General features: G+C 43.0%; 18 protein-coding genes and 1 tRNA gene. 13 read left to right on the forward strand and 6 right to left on the reverse strand.

Annotated elements, in window-relative coordinates; genetic code table 11:
• The first annotated feature begins 262 nt into the window (after window positions 1-262).
• The 4 genes from CLI64_RS12995 (at window position 263) to sds (ending at window position 7396) form a co-directional block, all read left to right on the forward strand.
• Window positions 263-2095, forward strand: a complete 1833-nt coding sequence (locus CLI64_RS12995; protein WP_103137624.1) for an N-acetylmuramoyl-L-alanine amidase — start codon at window positions 263-265, stop codon at window positions 2093-2095.
• A 275-nt stretch (window positions 2096-2370) separates the two neighbouring features.
• Window positions 2371-4212, forward strand: coding sequence for an N-acetylmuramoyl-L-alanine amidase (locus tag CLI64_RS13000; RefSeq protein ID WP_103137625.1), 1842 nt, complete (start codon window positions 2371-2373; stop codon window positions 4210-4212).
• Window positions 4213-4334: 122 nt separating this feature from the next.
• Window positions 4335-5192, forward strand: coding sequence for a glutamate racemase (murI, locus tag CLI64_RS13005; protein ID WP_103137626.1), 858 nt, complete (start codon window positions 4335-4337; stop codon window positions 5190-5192).
• A gap of 1232 nt (window positions 5193-6424) precedes the next feature.
• Complete coding sequence (gene sds / locus CLI64_RS13010; RefSeq protein ID WP_103137627.1) at window positions 6425-7396, forward strand: solanesyl diphosphate synthase; 972 nt, start codon at window positions 6425-6427, stop codon at window positions 7394-7396.
• A gap of 502 nt (window positions 7397-7898) precedes the next feature.
• Here the strand turns inward: sds and CLI64_RS13015 are convergent.
• Window positions 7899-8372 carry a hypothetical protein gene (locus CLI64_RS13015; RefSeq protein ID WP_103137628.1) on the reverse strand — a complete coding sequence of 158 codons (474 nt, stop codon included), beginning with the start codon at window positions 8370-8372 and terminating at the stop codon, window positions 7899-7901.
• 209 nt (window positions 8373-8581) lie between these two features.
• Between CLI64_RS13015 and hetZ the strand changes: the two genes are divergently transcribed.
• The 5 genes from hetZ (at window position 8582) to gmk (ending at window position 14672) form a co-directional block, all read left to right on the forward strand.
• The gene (gene hetZ / locus CLI64_RS13020) at window positions 8582-9787 is read left to right on the forward strand and encodes a heterocyst differentiation protein HetZ (protein ID WP_103137629.1); all 1206 of its coding nucleotides are present in this window, start codon (window positions 8582-8584) and stop codon (window positions 9785-9787) included.
• Window positions 9788-9939: 152 nt separating this feature from the next.
• Entirely contained in the window at window positions 9940-10749 is an 810-nt protein-coding gene (locus CLI64_RS13025; RefSeq protein WP_225977578.1) for a PatU, read from the forward strand.
• 257 nt (window positions 10750-11006) lie between these two features.
• Window positions 11007-13325, forward strand: a complete 2319-nt coding sequence (locus CLI64_RS13030; protein WP_103137630.1) for a DUF3488 and DUF4129 domain-containing transglutaminase family protein — start codon at window positions 11007-11009, stop codon at window positions 13323-13325.
• A 305-nt stretch (window positions 13326-13630) separates the two neighbouring features.
• Window positions 13631-13897 (forward strand): extracellular matrix/biofilm regulator RemA, encoded by a 267-nt coding sequence (remA, locus tag CLI64_RS13035; RefSeq protein ID WP_103137631.1) that lies wholly within the window; start codon window positions 13631-13633, stop codon window positions 13895-13897.
• 172 nt (window positions 13898-14069) lie between these two features.
• On the forward strand, window positions 14070-14672 hold the full coding sequence (gene gmk / locus CLI64_RS13040; protein WP_103140703.1) for a guanylate kinase: 603 nt from the start codon (window positions 14070-14072) through the stop codon (window positions 14670-14672).
• A gap of 300 nt (window positions 14673-14972) precedes the next feature.
• On the opposite strand, the gene CLI64_RS13045 is transcribed toward gmk, so the two are convergent.
• From CLI64_RS13045 to CLI64_RS13055, 3 genes are all read right to left on the reverse strand, one after another.
• Window positions 14973-15485: a photosystem I reaction center protein subunit XI gene (locus tag CLI64_RS13045; RefSeq protein WP_103137632.1), complete on the reverse strand. Its 513-nt coding sequence runs from the start codon at window positions 15483-15485 to the stop codon at window positions 14973-14975.
• Window positions 15486-15637: 152 nt separating this feature from the next.
• Window positions 15638-15784, reverse strand: a complete 147-nt coding sequence (gene psaJ, locus CLI64_RS13050; protein ID WP_103137633.1) for a photosystem I reaction center subunit IX — start codon at window positions 15782-15784, stop codon at window positions 15638-15640.
• Window positions 15785-15822: 38 nt separating this feature from the next.
• Window positions 15823-16317, reverse strand: a complete 495-nt coding sequence (locus CLI64_RS13055; protein ID WP_103137634.1) for a Photosystem I reaction center subunit III — start codon at window positions 16315-16317, stop codon at window positions 15823-15825.
• Window positions 16318-16494: 177 nt separating this feature from the next.
• On the opposite strand from CLI64_RS13055, the gene tsaD reads away from it, so the two are divergent.
• Window positions 16495-17541 carry a tRNA (adenosine(37)-N6)-threonylcarbamoyltransferase complex transferase subunit TsaD gene (gene tsaD, locus CLI64_RS13060; protein WP_103137635.1) on the forward strand — a complete coding sequence of 349 codons (1047 nt, stop codon included), beginning with the start codon at window positions 16495-16497 and terminating at the stop codon, window positions 17539-17541.
• Window positions 17542-17653: 112 nt separating this feature from the next.
• Here tsaD and CLI64_RS13065 read toward each other — a convergent pair whose 3' ends face one another.
• Window positions 17654-18583 carry an alpha/beta fold hydrolase gene (locus tag CLI64_RS13065; RefSeq protein WP_103137636.1) on the reverse strand — a complete coding sequence of 310 codons (930 nt, stop codon included), beginning with the start codon at window positions 18581-18583 and terminating at the stop codon, window positions 17654-17656.
• A gap of 155 nt (window positions 18584-18738) precedes the next feature.
• Window positions 18739-19458 (reverse strand): hypothetical protein, encoded by a 720-nt coding sequence (locus CLI64_RS13070; protein WP_103137637.1) that lies wholly within the window; start codon window positions 19456-19458, stop codon window positions 18739-18741.
• A gap of 515 nt (window positions 19459-19973) precedes the next feature.
• Here CLI64_RS13070 and CLI64_RS13075 point away from each other — a divergent pair.
• The 3 genes from CLI64_RS13075 to CLI64_RS13085 all read left to right on the forward strand — a co-directional run bounded on the left by CLI64_RS13075 (window position 19974) and on the right by CLI64_RS13085 (window position 22371).
• Entirely contained in the window at window positions 19974-20528 is a 555-nt protein-coding gene (locus tag CLI64_RS13075; protein ID WP_103137638.1) for a GNAT family N-acetyltransferase, read from the forward strand.
• A gap of 178 nt (window positions 20529-20706) precedes the next feature.
• Window positions 20707-20780 (forward strand) — tRNA-Pro (locus CLI64_RS13080).
• Window positions 20781-21567: 787 nt separating this feature from the next.
• On the forward strand, window positions 21568-22371 hold the full coding sequence (locus CLI64_RS13085; protein WP_103137639.1) for a Tic22 family protein: 804 nt from the start codon (window positions 21568-21570) through the stop codon (window positions 22369-22371).
• Window positions 22372-22425: the final 54 nt, after the last annotated feature.

Consider the following 22425-nt stretch of genomic DNA (forward strand, 5'->3'; position numbering starts at 1 on the left):
ATTCTATACCAGCACTCAATCATACATATCTGACTCACTCATGATGACATCTTGTTCTAATGAGTTGAAACATGATGCTCTGATAGTCCATAGACAATTCAGGGCATACTGAGAATCTAAAGCATTAAACTACATTTTTATACCAATTTTTTCAGGACAAAAAGGCAATATAACTCAAGATTTTAGGTGGTGAAGGTGTGACGACAGGCCAATATGTTGAGATATTGAAAGGTCTCATGAACGCGAATCAGGAGAAAGGATTGTGAAACTAGAGTGGCTACTAACCGGAACTGTGGGTACGGTGTTGTTACTGTCATCGCCAACTTGGGCAACAAGTTTAAGTTCTTGGCGTTTTGATGCCGGTCAAAACCGTTTAGAAATTAACACTACAGGAAACGTACAACCAAAAGCACAACTGATTTTTAGTCCCACACGTTTAGTAATTGACCTACCGGGAATTGTTTTTGGCAGACCCCAGTCTACACAGCAGGTAGGGGGTGCGATTCGGGCTGTGCGTGTAGGACAATTTGACCCCCAAACTACTCGCATCGTTGTCGAACTTGCCCCTGGTTATACCCTCGACCCCCAACAAATCAAATTTGTGGGGATTACCCCCCGTCGCTGGACTGTCCAGTTACCTAGACCAGTGGCGGAAACCACGGAATCTAATCCAGATAGTGTTTATAACGTAGTCACCCTAGATTCTGATGCGAAACCAGAGTTTTCAGAAAATGTAGTCAGTGCTGCTGGCTCAACTCAAATTGAGAACGTACAAGTAACTGGGGATGGTTTTTTTGTGCGGACAAGCGGGAATAATCCCCAAGTCAGTACAATTCGTAGCCGCGATCGCTCTACCATTTTTATGGATATCGCTGGTGCAACTTTATCCCCCCGTCTCAATCAGCGCAATATTACTGTCAACAAGCATGGTGTCAGCCGTGTAGAACTGACCCAACTGCAAACCCGCACACCATCTGTCCGCATAACTTTACGGGTAGACAAAAATAGTCCAGACTGGCGAGTTAGTAGCAGTAGTGTCGGTGGTTTGGTCATTCTACCCAGTCGTGTGGTGAGACTCCCAGGCAATACCAATTCTGATAACTCGGAAAATGTTACTACTATTCCCAGCAGACCACCTGTTGACAGCGATGTAGCAACGATTCAATCTATTGATCTAGCAGATAATCAATTGCTCATTCGCGCTAATCAAGATTTATCAGCTACCAGTGGTTGGGATCGCAATACTGGTTTGTTCCGCATTACTATCAATAATGCCAAGTTAGCCTCTAACGTCAAAGGCCCGATATTAACAGCCAATAGCCCTATCCTCCGAGTTAGGTTACAGACTCAAAACCCCAACACAGTTATTGTCTTAGTCCAACCAGCTACTGGGGTGCAAGTTGGTTCCCTCAACCAAGTTGGTAGTGAATTATTGGCTCTACAATTACAAGGTTCTCGTCGTTCAGTTACTACACCACCTCTACCTCCCATCCAAGGACAACTACCAGATCCGCGCAACCCCCAACCCACCACCCCACCCACTCGTCCTGCACCTAGAGGGAGAGTAGTAGTGATGATTGACCCTGGACATGGTGGAAAAGACCCAGGTGCAATCGGAATTGGGGGAGTACGGGAAAAAGATATCATCCTCCCCATTAGCCAAAGGATTGCTCAAGTCTTGCAACAAAACGGTGTGCAAGTCATTATGGCCAGGAACGCTGACTACTTCGTCAGTTTGCCAGGCCGAGTCCAAATGGCGGAACGTGCTGGAGCGGATGTCTTTGTAAGTATTCACGCCAACTCCGCCGGCGCAGGTCGTCCTGATGTGAGTGGATTAGAAGTTTATTACTACGACAATGGTTTGAGTCTAGCGCGTGTAGTTCATAACAGTATTCTCCAAGGTGTAAATGTCAGAGACAGGGGAGTCAGACGCGCCAGATTTTACGTCCTCAGAAAAAGTTCTATGCCCTCTATTTTGGTGGAAACAGGTTATTTGACTGGTCGCGAGGATGTAGCTAAGTTGCAAAGCACAGCTTACCAAAACCAAATGGCAGATGCGATCGCCCGTGGGATTCTCCAATATCTCCGACGCTAATTTGTTATGCTCATAACGAATCGCGCGATCGCCCAGTGGCAAAATTACAAGGGCGTGCTAAGATACTACGCCATCAGATGTATTTTTATACCGATACAAAATTTGATGGCAACCATGCCCAGGTTTGGACGGTGACGGTGTGAGGATTTGCGAATATGTTGAGATGACATTAGTGAACAGTTATCAAAGTTGCTTTCCTGGCACTCATAACTAATAACTGCATCACTGATAACTGCTACAGGCTCTCATGAATGCGAATCAGGAGAATATAGATTGTGAAACTAGAGTGGCTACTAACCGGAACTGTAGGTACAGTATTGTTACTGTCATCGCCAACTTGGGCAACAAGTTTAAGTTCTTGGCGTTTTGATGCCAATCAAAACCGTCTAGAAATTAACACTACAGGTAGCGTCCAACCACAAGCCCAACTAATCTTTAATCCGACACGTTTAGTAATTGACCTCCCAGGGATAACCCTCGGCAGACCCCAGTTGACTCAGCAGGTAGGGGGCGCGATTCGGGCTGTGCGTGTAGGACAATTTGACCCCCAAACCACCCGCATCGTCATCGAACTAGCCCCTGGTTATACCCTCGACCCCCAACAAATCAAGTTTGTAGGGATTACCGCCAGTCGTTGGACGGTTCAATTACCCACACCTGTAGCAGAAGGTAATATCGATAACCCAGAAATTGCCCAGCAGCCACCCTCAAATCCATCTCCGAGAAATATTTACACAGTCACCCCTACAAATCGCGAACCAGAAGTCAATAATAATCTCGCCTCCACTACGCAAATTGAAAACCTGCAAGTTACAGGTGATGGCTTTTTTGTCCGCACTCGTGGCGGTAATCCCCAAGTTCGAGTCAATCGCACTGAAGATCAGCAGGTACTCAACATTGATATTGCAGGTGCATCCTTATCACCAAACCTGAGACAGCAGGACTTTTCTATCAATCGTTATGGTGTTAGCCGCATTCAATTTACCCAATTACCAAACACCAATCAAACTGTCAGAATGACCATGCTGCTGGATAAAAATAGTTCTGACTGGCGAGTCAGCACTAGCAGTGTGGGTGGGTTTGTAGTGATACCGAATAGAAGTGCCGTTACATTACCTAGAGAGAATAACCCACAAACCATCTCCAGCAATTCACCAGCCAATATTGAAGCGATAGAGTTAGCTGAAAATGGGACACAGTTATTGATTCGAGCAGATCAATCTATATCTGCTCAAGGTGGTTGGGATAGAACCACAGGATTATTTCGGATCACTATTAATAATGCTAAATTAGCCGCCAATGTTAAAGGCCCCACTCTCACGGCCAATAGTCCAATTCTCAGAGTCCGGTTACAACCCCAAGCACCCAATACAGTAGTTGTTTTAGTACAACCTTCAGCCGGAGTGCAGGTAGGGGAACTCAATCAAGTCGGCAACCAACTTCTGGCTTTAGAGTTACAAGGCTCACGCCGATTGACACCCCCAATCTTTGTCCCTTCAGATAATCCATCTCAGTCACGCAATCCCAATATCGATATTCCCAGAAACAACACTTCTACCCCTCGTTCCTCAGTTCCCAGGGGTAAAGTCATAGTAGTGATTGACCCTGGACATGGTGGTAAAGACTCAGGCGCGCCAGGCTTGGGTGGACTTTTGGAAAAAGATGTAGTTTTGCCTATTGGTCGCCGCATAGCCGCAATTTTAGAGCAGAATGGTGTGCAAGCCGTACTGACGCGGGATGCTGATTTCTTTGTGGAGTTGCAAGGTAGAGTCGATATTGCTGAACGCGCCAATGCTACAGTTTTCGTCAGCGTTCACGCCAATTCTGTAGATAATCGCCCAGATGTCAATGGCTTAGAAGTCTACTATTACGATAGTGGCTACGCCTTAGCGGAAACAGTCCGCAACAGTATCTTACAAAGTATTGGCACTATTAAAGATAGAGGCACACGTAAAGCTAGATTCTATGTTCTCAGAAAGAGTTCCATGCCTTCGATTTTAGTAGAAACAGGTTATATGACAGGTCGGGAAGATAATCCGCGATTGGGTTCACCAGAATATCAAAATCGTATGGCAGAGGCGATCGCCCGTGGTATCCTGCAATATTTAAAGAGATGATCAAATTGCCTAAATACTAAAAATGCTCAATTGATATATCTACAGAATTTAATGGTCATTTGGCCAAATGTCTGCTAAATTCTGTATTTTAAATCCCCCAAATTTTTAATCAGTATCTGCCTGTGTATTCATCTTCCAGTTTTGAAGGTAATCTTTACGAATTCTTAGAACAGGAGCCTCAACGCGCTCCCATCGGTGTATTTGATAGTGGTGTTGGTGGGTTAACGGTATTGCGTCAAATCTATCGGCAGTTACCTCATGAATCAGTTATCTACTTCGGCGATACCGCTAGGCTACCTTACGGTATTCGTTCCCAAGCCGAAATCACCCAATTTGTCCGCGAAATCCTCGATTGGATGCAGCAGCAACGGGTGAAAATGGTGATTATGGCTTGTAATACGAGTTCTGCCTTGGCTCTAGAAACAGTCCGTGCAGAATATGACATCCCAATTTTGGGGGTGATTCTTCCTGGAGCTAAAGCCGCAGTTCAACAAGGTAAGCGCATCGGTATTATTGCTACACCAGCCACAGCTAAAAGCAACGCCTACAAGCACGCTATCTTAGAAATCAACCCAGAAGTAGAAGTGTGGCAAGTCGGCTGTCCAGAGTTTGTCCCACTCATTGAGCAGAATCGCATTCATGACCCCTACACTACAGAAGTTGCTAAATCTTATTTAGAACCTTTGCTGCAACAAGATATCGATACTTTAGTGTATGGCTGTACCCATTATCCCTTACTTGCTCCTGTAGTGCGATCGCTCCTGCCTACTCAAGTAAAAATTATTGACCCTGCTGTTTATGTCGTCAATGCTTGTAGTCAAGAACTAGAACTACTTGGTCTCAACAACACTCATCCTCCCCTCCCAACTCGCTTTGCTGTTAGTGGTTCTCCCCAACAGTTTGCCCAATCTGGAATCAATTGGTTAGGCTTTACGCCCATCGTTGAAGCGGTAGATTTCGCTAATATTCATAGTCATTAGTCATTAGTCATTAGTCATTAGTCATTAGCAAAAAACCATTTTTAACCACTAGATAATCAAATCAACACTGCTGATTCTAGCTCTTTGTCAAATGCTCTGGATTTTTGCTTCATGAAGCATAGTCACATTCCCAAATCAGGTTTTACTCTTGCCTGGATAAGCTATCTACCAAATTTATCATGACTAATGACTAATAACTACTGACTAGGCTTTTTTCCTGTGCGTTTTGCTAAACCCAATAATAGATAAACAGTGAATAAATATCCCGCAGCTAAAATAAAAATCATCATAGGCATATTCCCGTAAACCATAATCCCACCAGCACCTTTTCATAGAAATCAGGAACTTAAATAAAAGCAGCAGGAACAGCACCAAACAAATAACATTTTGGTGTCCGTATTACGTGACGCTAAACTCTACCGATAGAGTAATTAATTCTCTCCGGCTGAGATATGTGATATTTAATTGATTGCAGACCATACATCCGACAGCAAATACCACGCCACTTGAATGTGACGCAATACCGCACTCCTCAGCAGCTTACCTAGTCTGCTTGATTTTTGCTGATATCTTGACAACTGGAAGAAAGCTTACGCTCAAAGCAAACTAGAAGCGTATAACAACGCTTCTCAAAAACTTCACTTATCTCCCTAGCCAAGAAACTTTCGCAACAAACACACATCAAGAGGAAATGCCCTTGATTAATGTTGAAGGAAATTATATCCGTAACTCACAACACTGAAGAAGTAATTTCACTGAAAAGTGAATTACTGTTGTGGCGTGAATACCTGAAAAATTTAAAATCCCTAGATTATAGGGTAACATAACAAAGCCAACTTTGAGGCGAAATTTCAAATTTTTTAGCTACTTACAGAGATACAAGAAGTCATTAATTTATACATAAAGATAACTAATATTTAATTGGTATCACTTAATTTAGATAAATATACATTTAAGTATGTTTGATCAGCCACATGAAATTCATAAATTACAAAATATAATCTTTCTCAGCAAGAGTTTCAAGAAATCATACTGAGTCTTTAATAAAACCAGGTAAAAGCAGATAGTAACAATACTTAAATCAAATTTGTTCTAAACCATAGGTAATGATACATATTCAATATTTATCATTCTCAATTATCGGAGTAAAACTTTGCGCTGGCACAGGCTTATCTTAGAATAAACATTAGGATATGTAAACTTTCGTAACTAAAGTCAGAGTCCGCCCACCCATGACCCCAGCCACCTCCCTGTTTGCCCCTGTGGAAGCAGACCTGCGAATACTAGCAGATAACCTCAAACAGCTAGTTGGAAATCGCCACCCCATTCTGTTTATTGCCGCCGAACATCTCTTCGGGGCTGGGGGAAAGCGTATCAGACCAGCGATCGTGCTATTAATATCGCGGGCTACCATGTTAGACCAAGACATCACAGCACGCCACCGTCGGCTAGCAGAAATCACCGAAATGATTCATACAGCCAGCTTGGTACATGATGATGTGGTAGATGAGTCAGAAGTCCGGCGGGGTGTTCCTACCGTTCATAGCTTGTTTGGTAATCGCATCGCCATCCTCGCCGGTGATTTTCTCTTTGCTCAATCATCTTGGTATCTCGCCAACCTAGACAACTTAGAAGTGGTCAAATTACTTTCTGAAGTGATTATGGATTTGGCCACCGGGGAGATTCAGCAAGGATCAAATCGCTTTGACACCAGCATCTCCATAGAAACTTATATCCAAAAAAGCTATTACAAAACAGCCTCCTTGGTTGCCAACAGTGCTAAAGCGGCGGGAATACTTAGTGAAGTTTCCAAGGATGTTGCAGAACATTTGTATGCCTATGGTCGTCATCTAGGTATAGCTTTTCAGATTGTGGATGACATTCTAGATTTCACTAGTACCGCCGAAACTTTAGGTAAACCTGTAGGTTCGGATCTCAAAAGTGGTAATCTGACCGCACCCGTGTTATTTGCCCTAGCAGAAAAACCTTATTTGGAAGTTTTAATAGAGCGAAAATTTGCCCAAACTGGTGATTTAGAACAAGCACTAGATTTAGTTCAGGCTAGCCAGGGGATACAGAAAGCCAGAGATTTAGCGGCTCACCACACTAAGTTGGCGATTGACCATTTAGCCGTTCTGCCACCGTCAGAATCTCACCAGACATTAATCAATATTGCGGAATATGGATTGAGCAGATTGTATTAATCTGTTGACATTCAAATTTTGGATTGTAAATTTTGGATTTTCGATTGTTTCTGGTGTAAGCCCCGCAAGAGAGTGAGCCGAACAAATCTCAAATACTCTCTGCGCTCACTTGCTACCTTCACTACGTTCGCTGGCCTGTCCCGTCAAGAGGATAGTCAATCTAAAATCCCCAAGCTGCATCGCGTGATGGGTGCAGTCAATCCAAAATCCAAAATCTAAAATCGGTGAAGGGACTTCCAGAAAAGAAATTCTTCAATTTCCGAGGGAGAATATTTTGATTTTTCCCCCTGCACCCTGCCCCCTGCCCCCCTGCTCACCACAGCGATTGTATATTTTTTTAGTTGGAAGTCCCTAACTGCTTGGCTAAAAAGTAGAGACTAAAGATCCGATTTCCCTAAAGGGAAAAAAATTTTTTGATTTTTAGCAAAAATTTTTGAGATTTTTTTGAGCAAAATTTGGGTATGTTGGCATGTATTGAAAACAGCCAGCATCCCCATTTTTTTTAGGCAATATCAGGAGGTACGTTTGTACTCTTGGGTTGTTGTCGTAACTGTTTCTGTATGAGTTTCTGGAATTGAGGACGCTTGACTTCATACGAATGGGTGGTTTTACCCGGCGTTTCCAAAAAAACGATACTATCTACGGGTTCTAATGCCACCAGTTGGAACAAAATGTGCGTTGCGGGAACAATTTTAGGGGTCAGGTGAGGGTCAAGCCCAGCAGGTGAAATTAGGGAAACATCCTGTATGGTAGGAAAAGCGTAAACCACACGCTTTTCGATTCCTGGGTTGCTACGCTTGCTCAACGTAGTCAAGACCCAGCTACCCTCCCCATCTTGGAGAATATGGTACTGGGAATGACGTAATTTTTGAGCGATCGCCACAAGTACAGGAGCAATTGCTGCAACAAGATGAGGTGTAACACCATCACTGGGTGCATTGTTAATCAGCAATTGAATTTGTGTTTCTAAATCCATAATGACTTGTTAACGTCTGTTGGGTAAAGGCAATAAAATTTATCGCCATGTGATTGATCCCATTACAGTTGGGAATAATAAAATCAGCCACATCCTTGAGTCTAAGGATGGGGTAGCGTTTAGCTGATACGCAAAACCATAAAGCCAACACCCACTCCGTCACAAGTTCTATTTAAGTTTATGTATAGGGTCTTTTGAAAACCGAGACTATGAATTCAGCCGCAACAGCAACTATTCCAACCGCCAATGCTCTGGGAGAAAATACTATCGGTGTAGAAGTGATTTTCCCACTTGTCTACAAAGAGCTACAGCAATTCACCAAGGCCTCAGATCAGAACTGTCGCGATGTAGCCAATCGCATTACTACCGAAGTATACAGGATTTGTAGCGAAAGTAAACGTATTCAAGCCTCTGGTGCTGTAGAAAATTCTGCCATGACCTTGGCTAAACACAGACTACAGCAATGTTTGAGATATTATCAACTAGGCTCTAACCGGGGCAGAGTTGAATTACATAGTACATTAAGTGCCATTATTTATCGTTACATTAATCCTCCCCAACGCCAATTGAGCTATCAAGGGCGGCTGACAATCATAGAAGATTTCCTACAAAGTTTTTATTTAGAAGCCTTAAACGCCTTCCGTCGAGAAAATCAACTCGGCCCTACCTACAGCCCTAAAACGCTTTTAGAACTAGCAGAGTACATGGCATTTACCGAACGTTACGGTAAACGGCGGATTCCCTTGCCAGGTCGCCAGCAGCAGTTGATTATTCTCCGCGCTCAAACTTTTTCCCAACAACAACCTCCAGAAACTAACGTTGATATCGAACAAGCCGCAGAAGGTAGCAGCAATGAAGGTGATGGTTCTTGGGAAGAACCGGCCGTTCAGCAATTACGGGCGGCAATGGCTACCCAACCAGAACCAGAACCAGAAGAAGATACACTGCGTTCCGTTGTGATTTCGGAATTAATGAGTTATTTAGAACAACGTGATCAATCTGACTGTGCTGATTACTTTTCCCTGCGTCTTCAGGATATGTCAGCCCAAGAAATTGAAAACGTTTTAGGCTTAACTCCACGTCAGCGAGATTACTTACAACAACGCTTCAAGTATCATCTTATTAGGTTCGCTTTGCTACATCGTTGGGAATTGGTACACGAATGGTTAGAGGCTTCTTTGCACACCAATTTGGGTCTAACACCTCATCAGTGGCAAGCCTACACTTCTGAGCTAGACGAGAAACAAAGAGCTTTACTGAATTTAAAACAACAAGGATTAGCCGATGACAAAATAGCGAAAACTCTAGGGTTATCAATGGCACAACTACAAAAACGGTGGTTCAAAATTTTGGAACAAGCTTGGGAAATTCGTAATTCCTTAGTATCCGGATCTAGTGCATCCACTCATGAATAGTGACTCAGAATCCCTACAAAATTACCTACGCGGTTTTCTGGATAGTAGTATCAACCCCCCAGAAAACCATCAGGGAAATTGTCAGGATATCGGGGAGATTTGCTCTCCCAGCCAAACTACCAGTACAAATCATGGTGAGTTAGAGTTGGGAAGTGTCACCCACACATTTTTATCTAGGAGAAATTCCTACTGTGCAAGAACGTTTTCAAGCCGTCATTAAACGTCGGTTACAAATTCACATCGAAAACCACCCACCCTTGTTTCCCTGGGAAACACAAATAGTAGACTATCCAGATACTCTGGATGAGCCATCACTAGTATTTGCCCCGAACTGGGGATGGATGGCGCAGCAATCTAAGTTGAATCTTCCCATTCCTCTACCAGAGAAAGTATTTCAAGAACTATTTGCCAAATGTCAACAACTGGTGACATCTTCGCTACCAATCGGGGCAAAATTAGTGCAGGCGGTGGAAGATTTGTTCCCCAACGAACCTTACACCATCAATAATCTTGCTGGCTTGGTCTTACGTACCAGCCACAGATCGCCATTAGAGTCTATACCTAATATCGAGAATGATTACTCAGATTTAGGGTCTCATCAACAAATGGCAATTTCCCTCATGGCGGCTAAACAACTGTTAGAGAATCTGACTCTACCAGTTTCTCCTAGTCAGCCAGTTGTAGAAAGATTCTGGTTAACTAGTGTCGGTGTTCTCAATCTGCGGGTCGAATATCACTCCCAAGGTGACACCAAGCTGTTGCGTGTTCATGGCGATTTACCCACTCAAGGAATTTTGACACTACGGGGTGAAAACTCCATTGCTATGGCACAGTCATCAATTCCTGGATGCTTGAGTGTAGAAATTGCGGGTCAGCAACTCCACCCAACTTACTTTTTAGAGGTTGAGTGTCCAGAACTGGATCAATTACCATTGGTCTTTGTGATTAATCCCACCATCTAAGTGAGATTACCAACGCTAGCACACCAACAGTTGATCAACACCCACAGATAAGTTAATTATCGTGGCTTTGGCATCTTTATATTTTTCTCAACCGGGGGTCATTAGGGCTTCTACAATCACCCGCAACGAGAATGAAAATTTACAAGACATCTATAATTCCCAAAGGCTGCTTTCGGGGAGTTCTGATTTTTTGACAGGAACTTCCCGAAAATCTGTCTCTATAAAGCATCTACTCTATCGCTTTAGCGAAATTGGAAATGTTTAATTTAACCAGGTTGAATCGATTTTGGCATCTGCGTGTCAGTTACGGGCGAGAGGATCATCAGGAATCGCCATCGGTGGAAGTGGAAGACTCCATTTCCTTGCGGGTACTAGTGCTAGCGTTGGTAATCACAGGGATTGCGGCTGTAGATATTGCGGCTAATACGACCTTTAGTCTGTGGGCAATACCTCTAAGTTTTGTTGGTGCAGGTTGGAGTTATTACCGCCGTCGTCAAGCTAATATCACCGTCAAGTTTTGTATTGCCATTGGGATGTTAATGGCTTTGGGAGCTTTTTTTGGCAATATCTTTGGTGAATTGAATGATACGCGCTTGGCTTTGGCGGAGTTATTAATTCAACTGCAAATACTACATGGTTTTGATGTGCCTCGGCGTAAAAACCTGGGCTATTCTATTGTGATTGGGTTAATTTTGTTGGGTGTGGCGGCAACCCTAAGTCAGACTTTAGCTTTTGCACCCATTTTATTATTATTTTTAGCGATCGCCTTGCCGACTTTAGTGGTGAATTACCGCTCACAGTTAGGTTTGGTTAAGGCAAAAGGCAAAAGGCAAAAGGCAAAGCCATTTAAATTAACTAAACAGTTACCTACATATTTTTTACTATTTACCGTAGTGGTGGGCTTGGGGTTGGTGGTCTTTGCATTTTTACCCCGTTTCCCTGGCTATCAACTGCGGACTTTTCCTGTGAGTTCGCCTATTGAGGTGAAAAATAGCTTTACTGGTCGGAGCATTATCAACCCTGGCTATGTCCGTCAAGGTAATGCGGATAATCAAGGCAATGGTACGGCATCTGATAGCAATGGACAACCAGGAAAGCTAGACAGTGGCTTTTATTATGGTTTTAATAGCAAGATTAACCAAAACTTGCGGGGAGAGATGAAGCCCAAGGTAGTGATGCGGGTGCGATCGCAAGTTGAAGGCTTTTGGCGGGTGTTGGCTTTTGACCGTTATACGGGTAAGGGTTGGGAAGTTTCCCGTAATGATGATGTGGCGACGATTAAAAGATCGCCTTGGTCTTACCAAATTTATTTATCTCCACCACCTGTTTCTGGCAAAACGAAGGAAGTCATACAAACCTATACGATAGTCTCAGAATTGCCGAATCTGATTCCGGCGATGTCTTATCCCAGAGAGATTTACTTTCCTACACCTGTGATCGCGGTGGATAAAGAGGGGGGATTGCGATCGCCTGTGGGATTAGGAGAAGATTTGACATATACGGTGATTTCTGACGTTCCGTACCGCGATCGAACTTTACTAGGAACAGCTAATACCAATTATCCGCCTGATATTGAAAAATACTACCTCCAGATACCCCCAGAAATTTCCACCAAAGTTAGGCAACGGACGGAAGAAATTTTAGCTAACTACAACCGTGAACGGGTCGGTAAATCTCAGAAAACCCTAGATTCCACCTATGAAAAAGTTCTGTATCTAGCTCAATATATCAAACAAAACTATTCGATTCCGGAAAATCCTTTAGATTTACCTTTTTTTGATGACAAAGAAGACTTGGTAGAAGCGTTTTTATTTAAACATAAAGGCGGTTATCCAGACCATTTTTCCACAGTTTTGACGGTGATGCTGCGCTCCATTGGGATTCCGGCGCGACTAGTAGCAGGGTTTGGTGCTGGGGAGTTTAATCCTTTTACGGGAATGTATGTAGTCAAAAATACAGATGCTTACGCCATGACGGAAGTTTATTTCCCGAAATATGGCTGGTTTACCTTTGACCCCATTCCTAATCATCCCCTGATTCCGCCATCGATTGAAGAGACGCAAACTTTTAGTGTGTTGCGTCAGTTTTGGCAGTGGGTAGCTGGGTGGCTACCGTCACCGGTCACAGGATTTTTTAATCATGTCTTTGGGGCAATTTTTAGCTGGCTAGGAAAAGCGATCGCTTGGTTTATTGCCCTATTTACTCAAGGTTGGTTAGGCATCCTCACAGGGCTGATATTAACCACTACGGCAGCTTTTTTAGCCTGGTTAGGCTGGGTGCAGTGGCGAGATTGGGTAAACCGTCGGGGTCTAAGTAAATTACCACCGATGGAGCGTCTTTATCAACAAATGCTGCTATGGGCTAACCAAAAAGGTTTAGGTAAACATCCTGCACAGACACCTTTAGAGTATGCAAAAGTAGCTGCTGAGTATCACACAACAAATGATGCTCAAGTCATCAATGATATTTGTCAAGCTTATGTTAGTTGGCGTTATGGAGGTAATACTCCTAACTTACATAAATTGCGACAAAAATGGCAAGAATTGAAAAATTCTTCTCGCCATAAACAGAAATAATTTACGCAAAATTTCTGGATAATTGTCTCCATAATATTGATATTTTGGAGGCTATAGCCATGCTAACAAATCACTTTTAGATACTGCTAATAACTGGCTCCAGCACTACCTCTTAAGGGTATGCTTTACTTATCTCTAAGGGCAGATTTTTCAGCAATTTAACTGAGACACTATCGAAAAAAGCAGGTGTTAAGAAAAAACTCAAGCTGTGTAGAATGAATTCGTTGTAACTCCCTTTTTTTAGGGATAACATGGGAATAAATTCACTACTAGCTTTGTACACCACATTCGGTGTCTGTTTTTTTATGGATATACAGTTAATTAACATTGGTTTTGGTAACATTGTTTCGGCTAACCGAGTTGTTGCCATTGTCAGTCCTGAATCTGCCCCGATTAAGCGGATTATTACCGATGCGAGGGACAGAGGTCAGCTAATTGATGCTACTTACGGCCGCCGCACTAGGGCTGTCATCATCACTGATTCTAGTCACGTAATTTTGTCAGCCATTCAGCCAGAAACGGTAGCGAATCGCTTCGTGATTTCTAGGGAACACCATGCTGTAGAAAATTGATGGGGGTTGTCTCCATAGACATCAAAACAGCAGTACGATGTGAATTAGATGAGGTTTTCTGTCACTAGTGCTACAAATTCGTTAGTTAAGGATTGCTCTAGAGGCACATACCAGATTAAATTACTAATCTACTAACGAATGATGTCTCTTGATGAATTCACAGGTTAAACGGATGATGCAAGTTCTACCCATCCAGAGTTGTGCTACTACCCAAGATAGTGCTGTGTCAGGCAAGTTAATTGTGTTAACCGGGCCAAGTGGGGTCGGGAAGGGTACGCTGATGCGATCGCTCCTACAGCGTCATCCGGAACTGTATTATTCCGTCTCGGCGACGACTCGCCGCCCCCGTCCAGGAGAGATTGAGGGCAAAAATTATTATTTTATTAGCCGTAGTAAGTTTGAGCAGTTAGCGTCTCAAGGAGAATTCCTAGAATCAGCAGAATTTGCTGGAAACTACTATGGCACTCCTCGTGAAGCTGTGCTGCGTCAAGTGCAGTCTGGCCATTTAGTAGTTTTGGAAATTGAACTCAAGGGAGCAAGACAAATTCGGGCTTCCTTCCCTGAAGCTTTGAGTATCTTTATTTTGCCGCCTTCCTTCGCTGAACTAGAAAGACGCATTCGAGGACGGGGACAAGATTCTGAAGAGGCGATCGCCCGTCGTCTGCAACGCGCCCATGAGGAAATTGAAGCGGCTAATGAGTTTGATATCCAAATCGTCAATGATGATTTTGAAGTTGCTCTCAATGCCATTGAAGCGGCTGTGTTTGGCAAATAAAGCTTTTTTGGATCAAGAAAGTGCTGAGTGGTGTTAGCGGTAGCGCGGCGTTTAGCCGGTGCTGAGTGTTGAGTGCTGTTAGCGGAAGCGGGGCGTTTAGCCGGTGCTGACTAATGAGTAATGAGTGAAGTTTTTCTCCCCCTGCTCCCCCTACTTTCCCAGTCCCCAGTACCCAATCCCCAGTCCCTCTTTCTTATTTGACTGTGAGATTTTCTCGTGAATAACAAATTAGTAACTGGGCATGGGTAATCGTCAAAAATCACTGACAATCACCAATGCCCAATTACCAAAAATTTAAAATTAGCCTATTAGACCTTGGATGATAGCCAAATTACTGGTCAAGAAATAAGCTACTACTGCACCACCAATACCACCAATTAAGAAAGCACTGGCGAAGTTATTCCAGCCTTCTTTGGAATTAAAAGCGTCTGGGGGATTGGGTACAGTCACGCTAGCTAAGGCTTTGGGTGGGTTGCTGTTGGAATACAAAGATAGACAAGCTGTGAGGATCACAACTAAACCTATAGAAGCCAACAATCCTGCCAAGTTAGCATTGTCTGCATTACGCAGTGGGCCTAGTTTAGCGAAGGGGCCAAACAATAAGTAACCGTGAGCCATACCCACTTCTAAACCGCGTCTAAAAGGGGTTAAGCCTGGGCGATAAGCAGGTAAGTTATTGATGAACCACTTAACTGCGGGAGAGGAATTGACTGGGGTTTCCAGATTACCGATTTGTGGATCACCAGCAGGGAAAACAACTTCCCGATTTCTAGGATCGCCAGGAGAATTTTTGGATGCGTCTACTGCTTGCATATTCTACGTTTGCCTCTAAATTTAGAAGGGTCGCACTTTGACCACGAAAACCCAGGGAGAAATATAAGTCAAAAGCTAAAAGGCAAAAGAAGAGAATCTTTTGACTTTTGACTTTTTACTTTTGCCTTACTTCTAACTCCTGACTTCTGAATTTATGGTAGGGGGTGGAAAAGAAGGTCTGGGAAAAAGCGATTAAATTCAATTAAAATCCCAGCTGTGATTGTCAACCAGATAGTTGCTGCCACGGGTGCTGTAGAAATGAACTTAATCAAATAGCTTTGATCACCTTTGTCGGCCATGATTTAATCTCCAAAACAAGTGAGTGAACTAACTGGGATTAGCGAGGAGAAACAGTGATTTCTGAATCTTTCGCGGTTAATTCGCCAGCTAAGAATTCTTTTAAGGCAGCTGCTGGCCATGCAAAGCCTGTAGCAATGATGGAGAGTGCTAGACCCAAATCGATTTGGATTTCTTTGAGTTCGGTGTCAGAGTCTTTCTTGATGGCTTGTAAGTAAGCACGACCTACCCAACCAATCCAACCAGCAATATACAAGAACAGGATGCTAGGAATTAGGAAATCGCCAGCGCGATCAAGACGACCATCTACGATCAGGTGGGGATAGCCTTCTGGGCCGCAGAGGGCTTGAGAATAACGTTCAAAACGTTTTTTACCAGATTCGGGATCGGCTGTAGTATTACGGGCGTTTTTTGCTAGTGCTTGAAATGCAGGATTGTCTTTGCAGGGGGTCAGGTTTGCACCCAAAGCTTGTGCTGGGGGGGCAAAACTGAATGCTAGACAAATCACTAAAATCAAAGCAAACAATCTTCTCATGGATTTGTTTCCTTTTATTGCAAAAGAAAAAGTTTTATGTACAAAACGAAGCGGCTTGTACAGTCTTTATTTGCTTAACTAGCAAGTCATCATACTCTTGGGCGGGAATCGAGTAAAGTTGAAGTAAATAAAAGTTAAAGCTTCTCAAACAAGTCGCAATTGTGGTACACACCTGGAATGGTAACTGTTTTAGCAATAGAAACTAGCTGTGATGAAACTGCCGTGGCAATTGTTAAAAATCGTCAAGTTTGCAGCAGTATTATTACGTCCCAAATCGCGGTGCATCGGCAGTATGGTGGAGTGGTGCCGGAAGTCGCATCGCGCCAGCATTTGGAAATCATTAATTTAGCGATCGCCCAAGCCTTGGAGCAAGCCCAACTAGATTGGGGGCAAATCGACGGTATCGCAGCCACTTGCGCCCCTGGATTGGTGGGAGCGTTGTTAGTGGGTTTGACTGCGGCCAAAACTTTAGCGATTTTGTACAATAAACCATTTTTGGGAGTCCATCACCTCGAAGGTCACATCTACGCCACTTATTTGAGTGAGCCAACTTTAGATCCCCCTTTTCTTAGCTTACTGGTTTCCGGCGGACATACAAGCTTAATCTATGTTAAGGAATGTGGAGTTTACGAAACTTTAGGTGAAACCCGTGATGATGCCGCCGGAGAAGCCTTCGATAAGGTGGCTAGATTGTTAAATCTAGGTTATCCAGGCGGGCCAGTGATTGATCAACTCGCCCAAATTGGAAATCCCCAAGCGTTTGCATTGCCAGAAGGCAAAGTATCTTTACCTGGTGGGGGTTTTCATCGCTATGATGGCAGTTTTAGCGGGTTAAAGACAGCAGTATTAAGATTAGTGCAGCAGCTAGAAAAAGATGAGCAAACATTGCCAGTAGCCGACTTAGCCGCCAGTTTTCAACAGACAGTAGCCAGGGCATTAACCAAAAGAGCGATCGCCTGTGCCATTGACTATAGCCTAAGTACAATTGCTGTAGGTGGTGGAGTAGCGGCTAACAGTGGCTTAAGAAAAAATTTACAAGTTGCTGCTGCTGAACATAACATTCGTGTTCTTTTCCCACCCTTAAAATTTTGTACTGATAACGCCGCCATGATTGCCTGCGCCGCCGCCGATCATTTATCCCGTGGTCATACTTCACCCTTAACATTGGGCGTAGAGTCTAGACTGCCGTTAACGGAGGTGATGAAGTTATATCAATCCAGTTAAGGGTGTAAGGGTGTAAGGGTGTAAGGGTGTAGGGGTGCAGGGAAGATTAAACCCCAGTCCCCAGTCCCCAGTCCCCAGTCCCCAGTCCCCAATGCCCAATGCCCAATGCCCATTAACTATTGACTATTGATCCCTGCTTTGTCAGTATTGCGCGAATATGATCAGCCACAGCATCTGGCTGTTCCAACATGGCCAGATGTCCACAATCAGGAATTTCAATCACATTATCGCCACAATATTGGAAAAGCCTATGGAAGCTAGCTAAATGACGCACGTACTTGGGTTCCATAACTTTATCCTCAGCACCAGCTATAAAATATACTGGCTGTTTCAACTGTGACACCAACTTGGGTAAAAGATTGATTTCCTCTTCAGTTGTGGACTCTAGTAATGATCCTAGTGCAGCTTCAGGATCTGCTACGACAAAATCAATCACGCGCTGACGCGCCCAATAGCGATCTAATGGACGAGATACATTGTTTCTGGTAAATAAAAAATCAATTAGAGGTACTTGAGATAACCAACGGGGACGAACTTGTAAAAATTTTTGTCCGGCGGAGCGAAATTGCTCAAAAGCTTCTTTGAGATAGATCCCACCACCTGCATTGATACAGACTACACCCTTAATTACTTCCGGCATTTGCGCTGCTGCCCAGAGTGCGATCGTACCCCCTAAAGAGTGACCAATTAGCCAAGCATTGGCAATATTTAACTGTTGCAAGAGGGTGACTAAATCATGAGCGTAAGCAGCTGGTGTATGGAGAGACTCAAAAGCATAATTTAGGTTGCTAATGGATTTAGAGGCAGAACTGATGGAACTTTCTTCCTCTGGGAACTCAGTATCTAACTGAGACTGAGATTCACCAAAGCCCCTTAAATCATAAGACAAACACTGAAAATCCTCTGACAACCGCGAGATCACAGGTTGCCAGTATCCACGACTGTTTAGCCAACCGTGAACAAACACCAAAGCATGGGGACTGGACGTGGGAGCAGTTAGCTCGTATGCGTGTGGGAAACCCAAGATTTCAATAGTTGCCATATCTATATCGTACCGTTAAGAGTGGGTGCGACTGGATATAAAGCAAGACAAACTATCGAAAATTCAAAATTCTCTATGGTCAGAAACTACAAAATTTTAAGAAAGCATTGGGTATTAGGCATTGATTGGCTTTTAGGAGTCCATTGCCTATTCCCTTACTTACCTAGTAATCTTTGACGCACTCCCTCCGCAATTTTATGTCCTAGATACTCAGGAATTAAACTTTCATTTGGCCCTAATAGGTAGAGAATCAATCTTGTACGTCCCCGCCAAACTAATAAATTGGCATTAACAACTAAAAGGTCTTCTTGCCAGATGGCGTACATGACCTTATAAAATAACCCTGGTTGATTATCTGCCTCAATGACTAAAGCCGGCAGATGAAATACCGGATCAACGTAAAATTCCGTCTGTACCTGTTCTAAACCCACATCTAAGTTAAATTCTACTGCTAGCATCTCTTCCACCTCGAATCTGCCGCCCAAGGCTTCACGAATGGCGCGACAAACATTGTCGGCGGTTTTCTCTGTCAAGGCTTTACTACCACGAGATACCAAAAGTTTGATAAAAACGAGCATGGGAGGACGAATCTGTCCATATAGACTCAAACTGTGGATAGTTAGTCCATAAGCTGCTAGCACACCAAAAATATCACTTAACAGAAATGACTGATTGCGATAGGCAAAATGTAATGCACTTTTACTACCTTCTGGTTTTAGTTCAATGACAGCCCGTTTGGTTTTATAAAGCCGATAGGCTAACCGGAGATTTTGCAGTTGAATTTCACTGCTGACAAATTGCTCATAAAATTGGGGAAACGCTCGGTTGAAGCGTTTTAGGAGTTCCAGTGTTGAAGATTTTAAGCCAGAAGCCATCTTTGGGGTTAAAACTCGCTTGCTTACGTCGCCTGGGAAGTGGGAATGGGGTAAAGAGAGAATTGGGAATGGGGAATTGGGACTGGGTGTGAAAGTTTCAAGGTGTAAGGATTTTTTCTGTTACGAACAAGGTCAAGGTTTACAGTCTAACCCCTTGTTAATGATCTAGGTTTCCCAATTCCCCATTCTCGACTCCCTATTCCCTGTCTTTAGTCTTCCCCATCTTGCCCTTGACTCATCTTCAGTAATTAATACCTAGTCCTTAAGTATTTATATACAAATCGATCCTAGTATTTTCTCCTTTTCAGGAATTTCTCCTAGCCTTTACAACAAAGTGCTAAAGTTGAAGATGATTGGTGTGAAACACGCAATATCTGCCTGTGGCTATGAAAAACCTCAATGATTTCTCACAAACTTGAGAATTCAGGTTAAAAATAGTACAGGTTTCAGAAAACGTGAATCAACACTTTTAAGAGTGGAAACCAATTCAGTTATACTACCCGAACCACGTTGGCATGGGTTTTTGGAAAACTTGGTTTAGTACATCAGAATCTGCGACAACAAGTAAAACAACCTCTTTTGAAGAGCATACAGTAGATGCTACAGGCAACTCTTACTCCAATAGTGATGCCTCCGCAGCTACGCGGAGTGCGGAACGTATTGTTTTCAGTACGGAGCGAGATATTGATCTGTATGAATTAGAAGAACTGTGTGATGCTGTCGGTTGGTCGCGTCGTCCCTTAAGAAAAGTTAAAAAGGCTATTGAGCATAGTTTTCTCGTAGCCTCCATGTGGCAAGTCAGAGGCAATCAAAGACGACTGATTGGTTTTGCTCGTGCTACCTCAGATCACGCCTTTAACGCCACGATTTGGGATGTGGTGGTTCACCCTGACTTTCAAGGTAGAGGGTTGGGTAAGGCCTTGATGAAATATGTCCTCAAAAAACTCAGAAGTGAAGAGATTAGCAATGTCACACTGTTTGCTGATCCTCATGTTGTAGATTTCTACAGAACTATGGGTTTTATGCCAGATCCAGAGGGGATCAAAGGTATGTTTTGGTATCCTCATTAACTTTACTAATCTGGGGCGAATGTTGAAATTTCGACTCGGCTCGGCTTCTTCTTCGGGCGCAGTCGAGGTTTCAACGGCTAGCCGTCGATTGATTGGAGGGCAGATAAAAAAATCGGTATGGAAAAATTAAATGTTGTGGTAAGTTGTTAACAATAGTGATATAATGAAAAAGTTGTTACGGGATGTAGCGCAGCTTGGTAGCGCGCCTGCTTTGGGAGCAGGATGCCGCAGGTTCAAATCCTGTCATCCCGATTTAAGATAATCAAGCTGTAACGTTAAGTCAAGACTAGAGTCGTTTTGCTTGAAAACGGAAAAGCTAAATTACGTTAAGTAATGTGAAAAAACTAGGATTAAGTTTGTAGTAAGGACTTTAGTCCTTATCTGTTCGCAGAGCGTCTCACAGAGAGGACTAAAGTCCTCACTACCAACCTCTAATCATTTACTATGCTCTACCTAGTTGAGTAGCCTTAGTTTTAACTTAATGCCAATCCATAGGAAATTCCCTAAAAAATAGAAAATTTAACTTGAATAGATAAATGTTAAGCTGTTGACCATTGAATTTATTCAGGTCAATCAATTCATGCTGACAAACTTATAAAGGTTGATTGGAACTATATAGGATTGATTGCCTAAAACGCTGCTAAATGGAACAATTAACTATTTGATGGTGTCCCTCATGTATGAGGAATTCCAGAGAATGGCCTTGAATCCAGGAAAAGAGAGAATGTTTTTTTGCTCTATAAGTGCTACAACAGCTAAATACTAATAGGCATCTACAGTATTACTTAGTGCATAGCAAGGTAAATTTGAAAGAAAACACAACTTGACCACATTCCAATAGTGATGAATATCACGATCGCAGTTCCCAGAAACTTGAAGACATAACGTTTTGAGAGATGCTTGCTAGTATTAATCAACTGCGATCAGTTTTTCACATCTCCAAGGGATTGCTATATAACTAAGACTAGTTGGTGCTATGCCAATCACACAATTTGTCTCACTTCATAACTAAGTTGAACTATTGATACGAGGAACTGTCATGAAAACATTGGTTCGTTGGGGCTTAATATTGGGTCTTACGGGCAGTATAATACCTGCTGAATTGCCAGGGTTAGGTAGTCAACAGGCACTAGCACTACCACAAGATCAGGTAGTTAGTAAACTACAACAAGTACCTGTATTTACACTCACTAATGCTAAAGGTGAATTTATTGTTGTTTCTAGAGAAAACCAAGGGAAAAAGCTCTCACAGGTAGGATTTTTTCTGAGCAAACAGGATGCACAAAAGTTTTTAGATAATCGTCTGAAGAAAGAAAACCCCCAATTGGCTAGTACGCTACAAGTCAGGCCTTTGTCTTTAGCCGATTACTATAAGATTGTCCTAGAAGGTAAAAAGAAATCAGATTCGATTATTTATACCTTGATGCCGATGCAACAACAGGTTGAATCGGCAGTTAGTTTGTTAAATCAGAGTGGTCAAAAGGGAAATCAATTCAACGGTATCCCCTTATTTGTACCTAAATTTAAGAAAGAAAATAGCTATTTGACAATCCCTTTGGCACAGGGAAATGAACGTTATATTCCGTTCTTTTTTGAGAAAGAGCAAGCTGTAGCTTTGTTAGATGAATTCAAGAAAGCTGTACCCCAAGAAGGTGCTAATACTGAGATTCAGGTGGTAGACCTTTACGGTGTAATGGAAGCTCTCAATAGCAGTAATGATCCGATGATGAATAAAATTGTCTTATATCCATCACGGGAATCTATCAATTTTATTCGTTCTTTAGCTCCCCAATCTCCTGCGTCAAATCAACGTCCAGCCGCTACACCACCGAAGAAAAAATAATGACCCGAAGACTTACGCACTGTGTATTCAGGGAATTAAGTCGGTTGAGCATTT

The sequence above is a fragment of the Nostoc sp. CENA543 genome (assembly GCF_002896875.1).
GTDB lineage: Bacteria > Cyanobacteriota > Cyanobacteriia > Cyanobacteriales > Nostocaceae > Trichormus.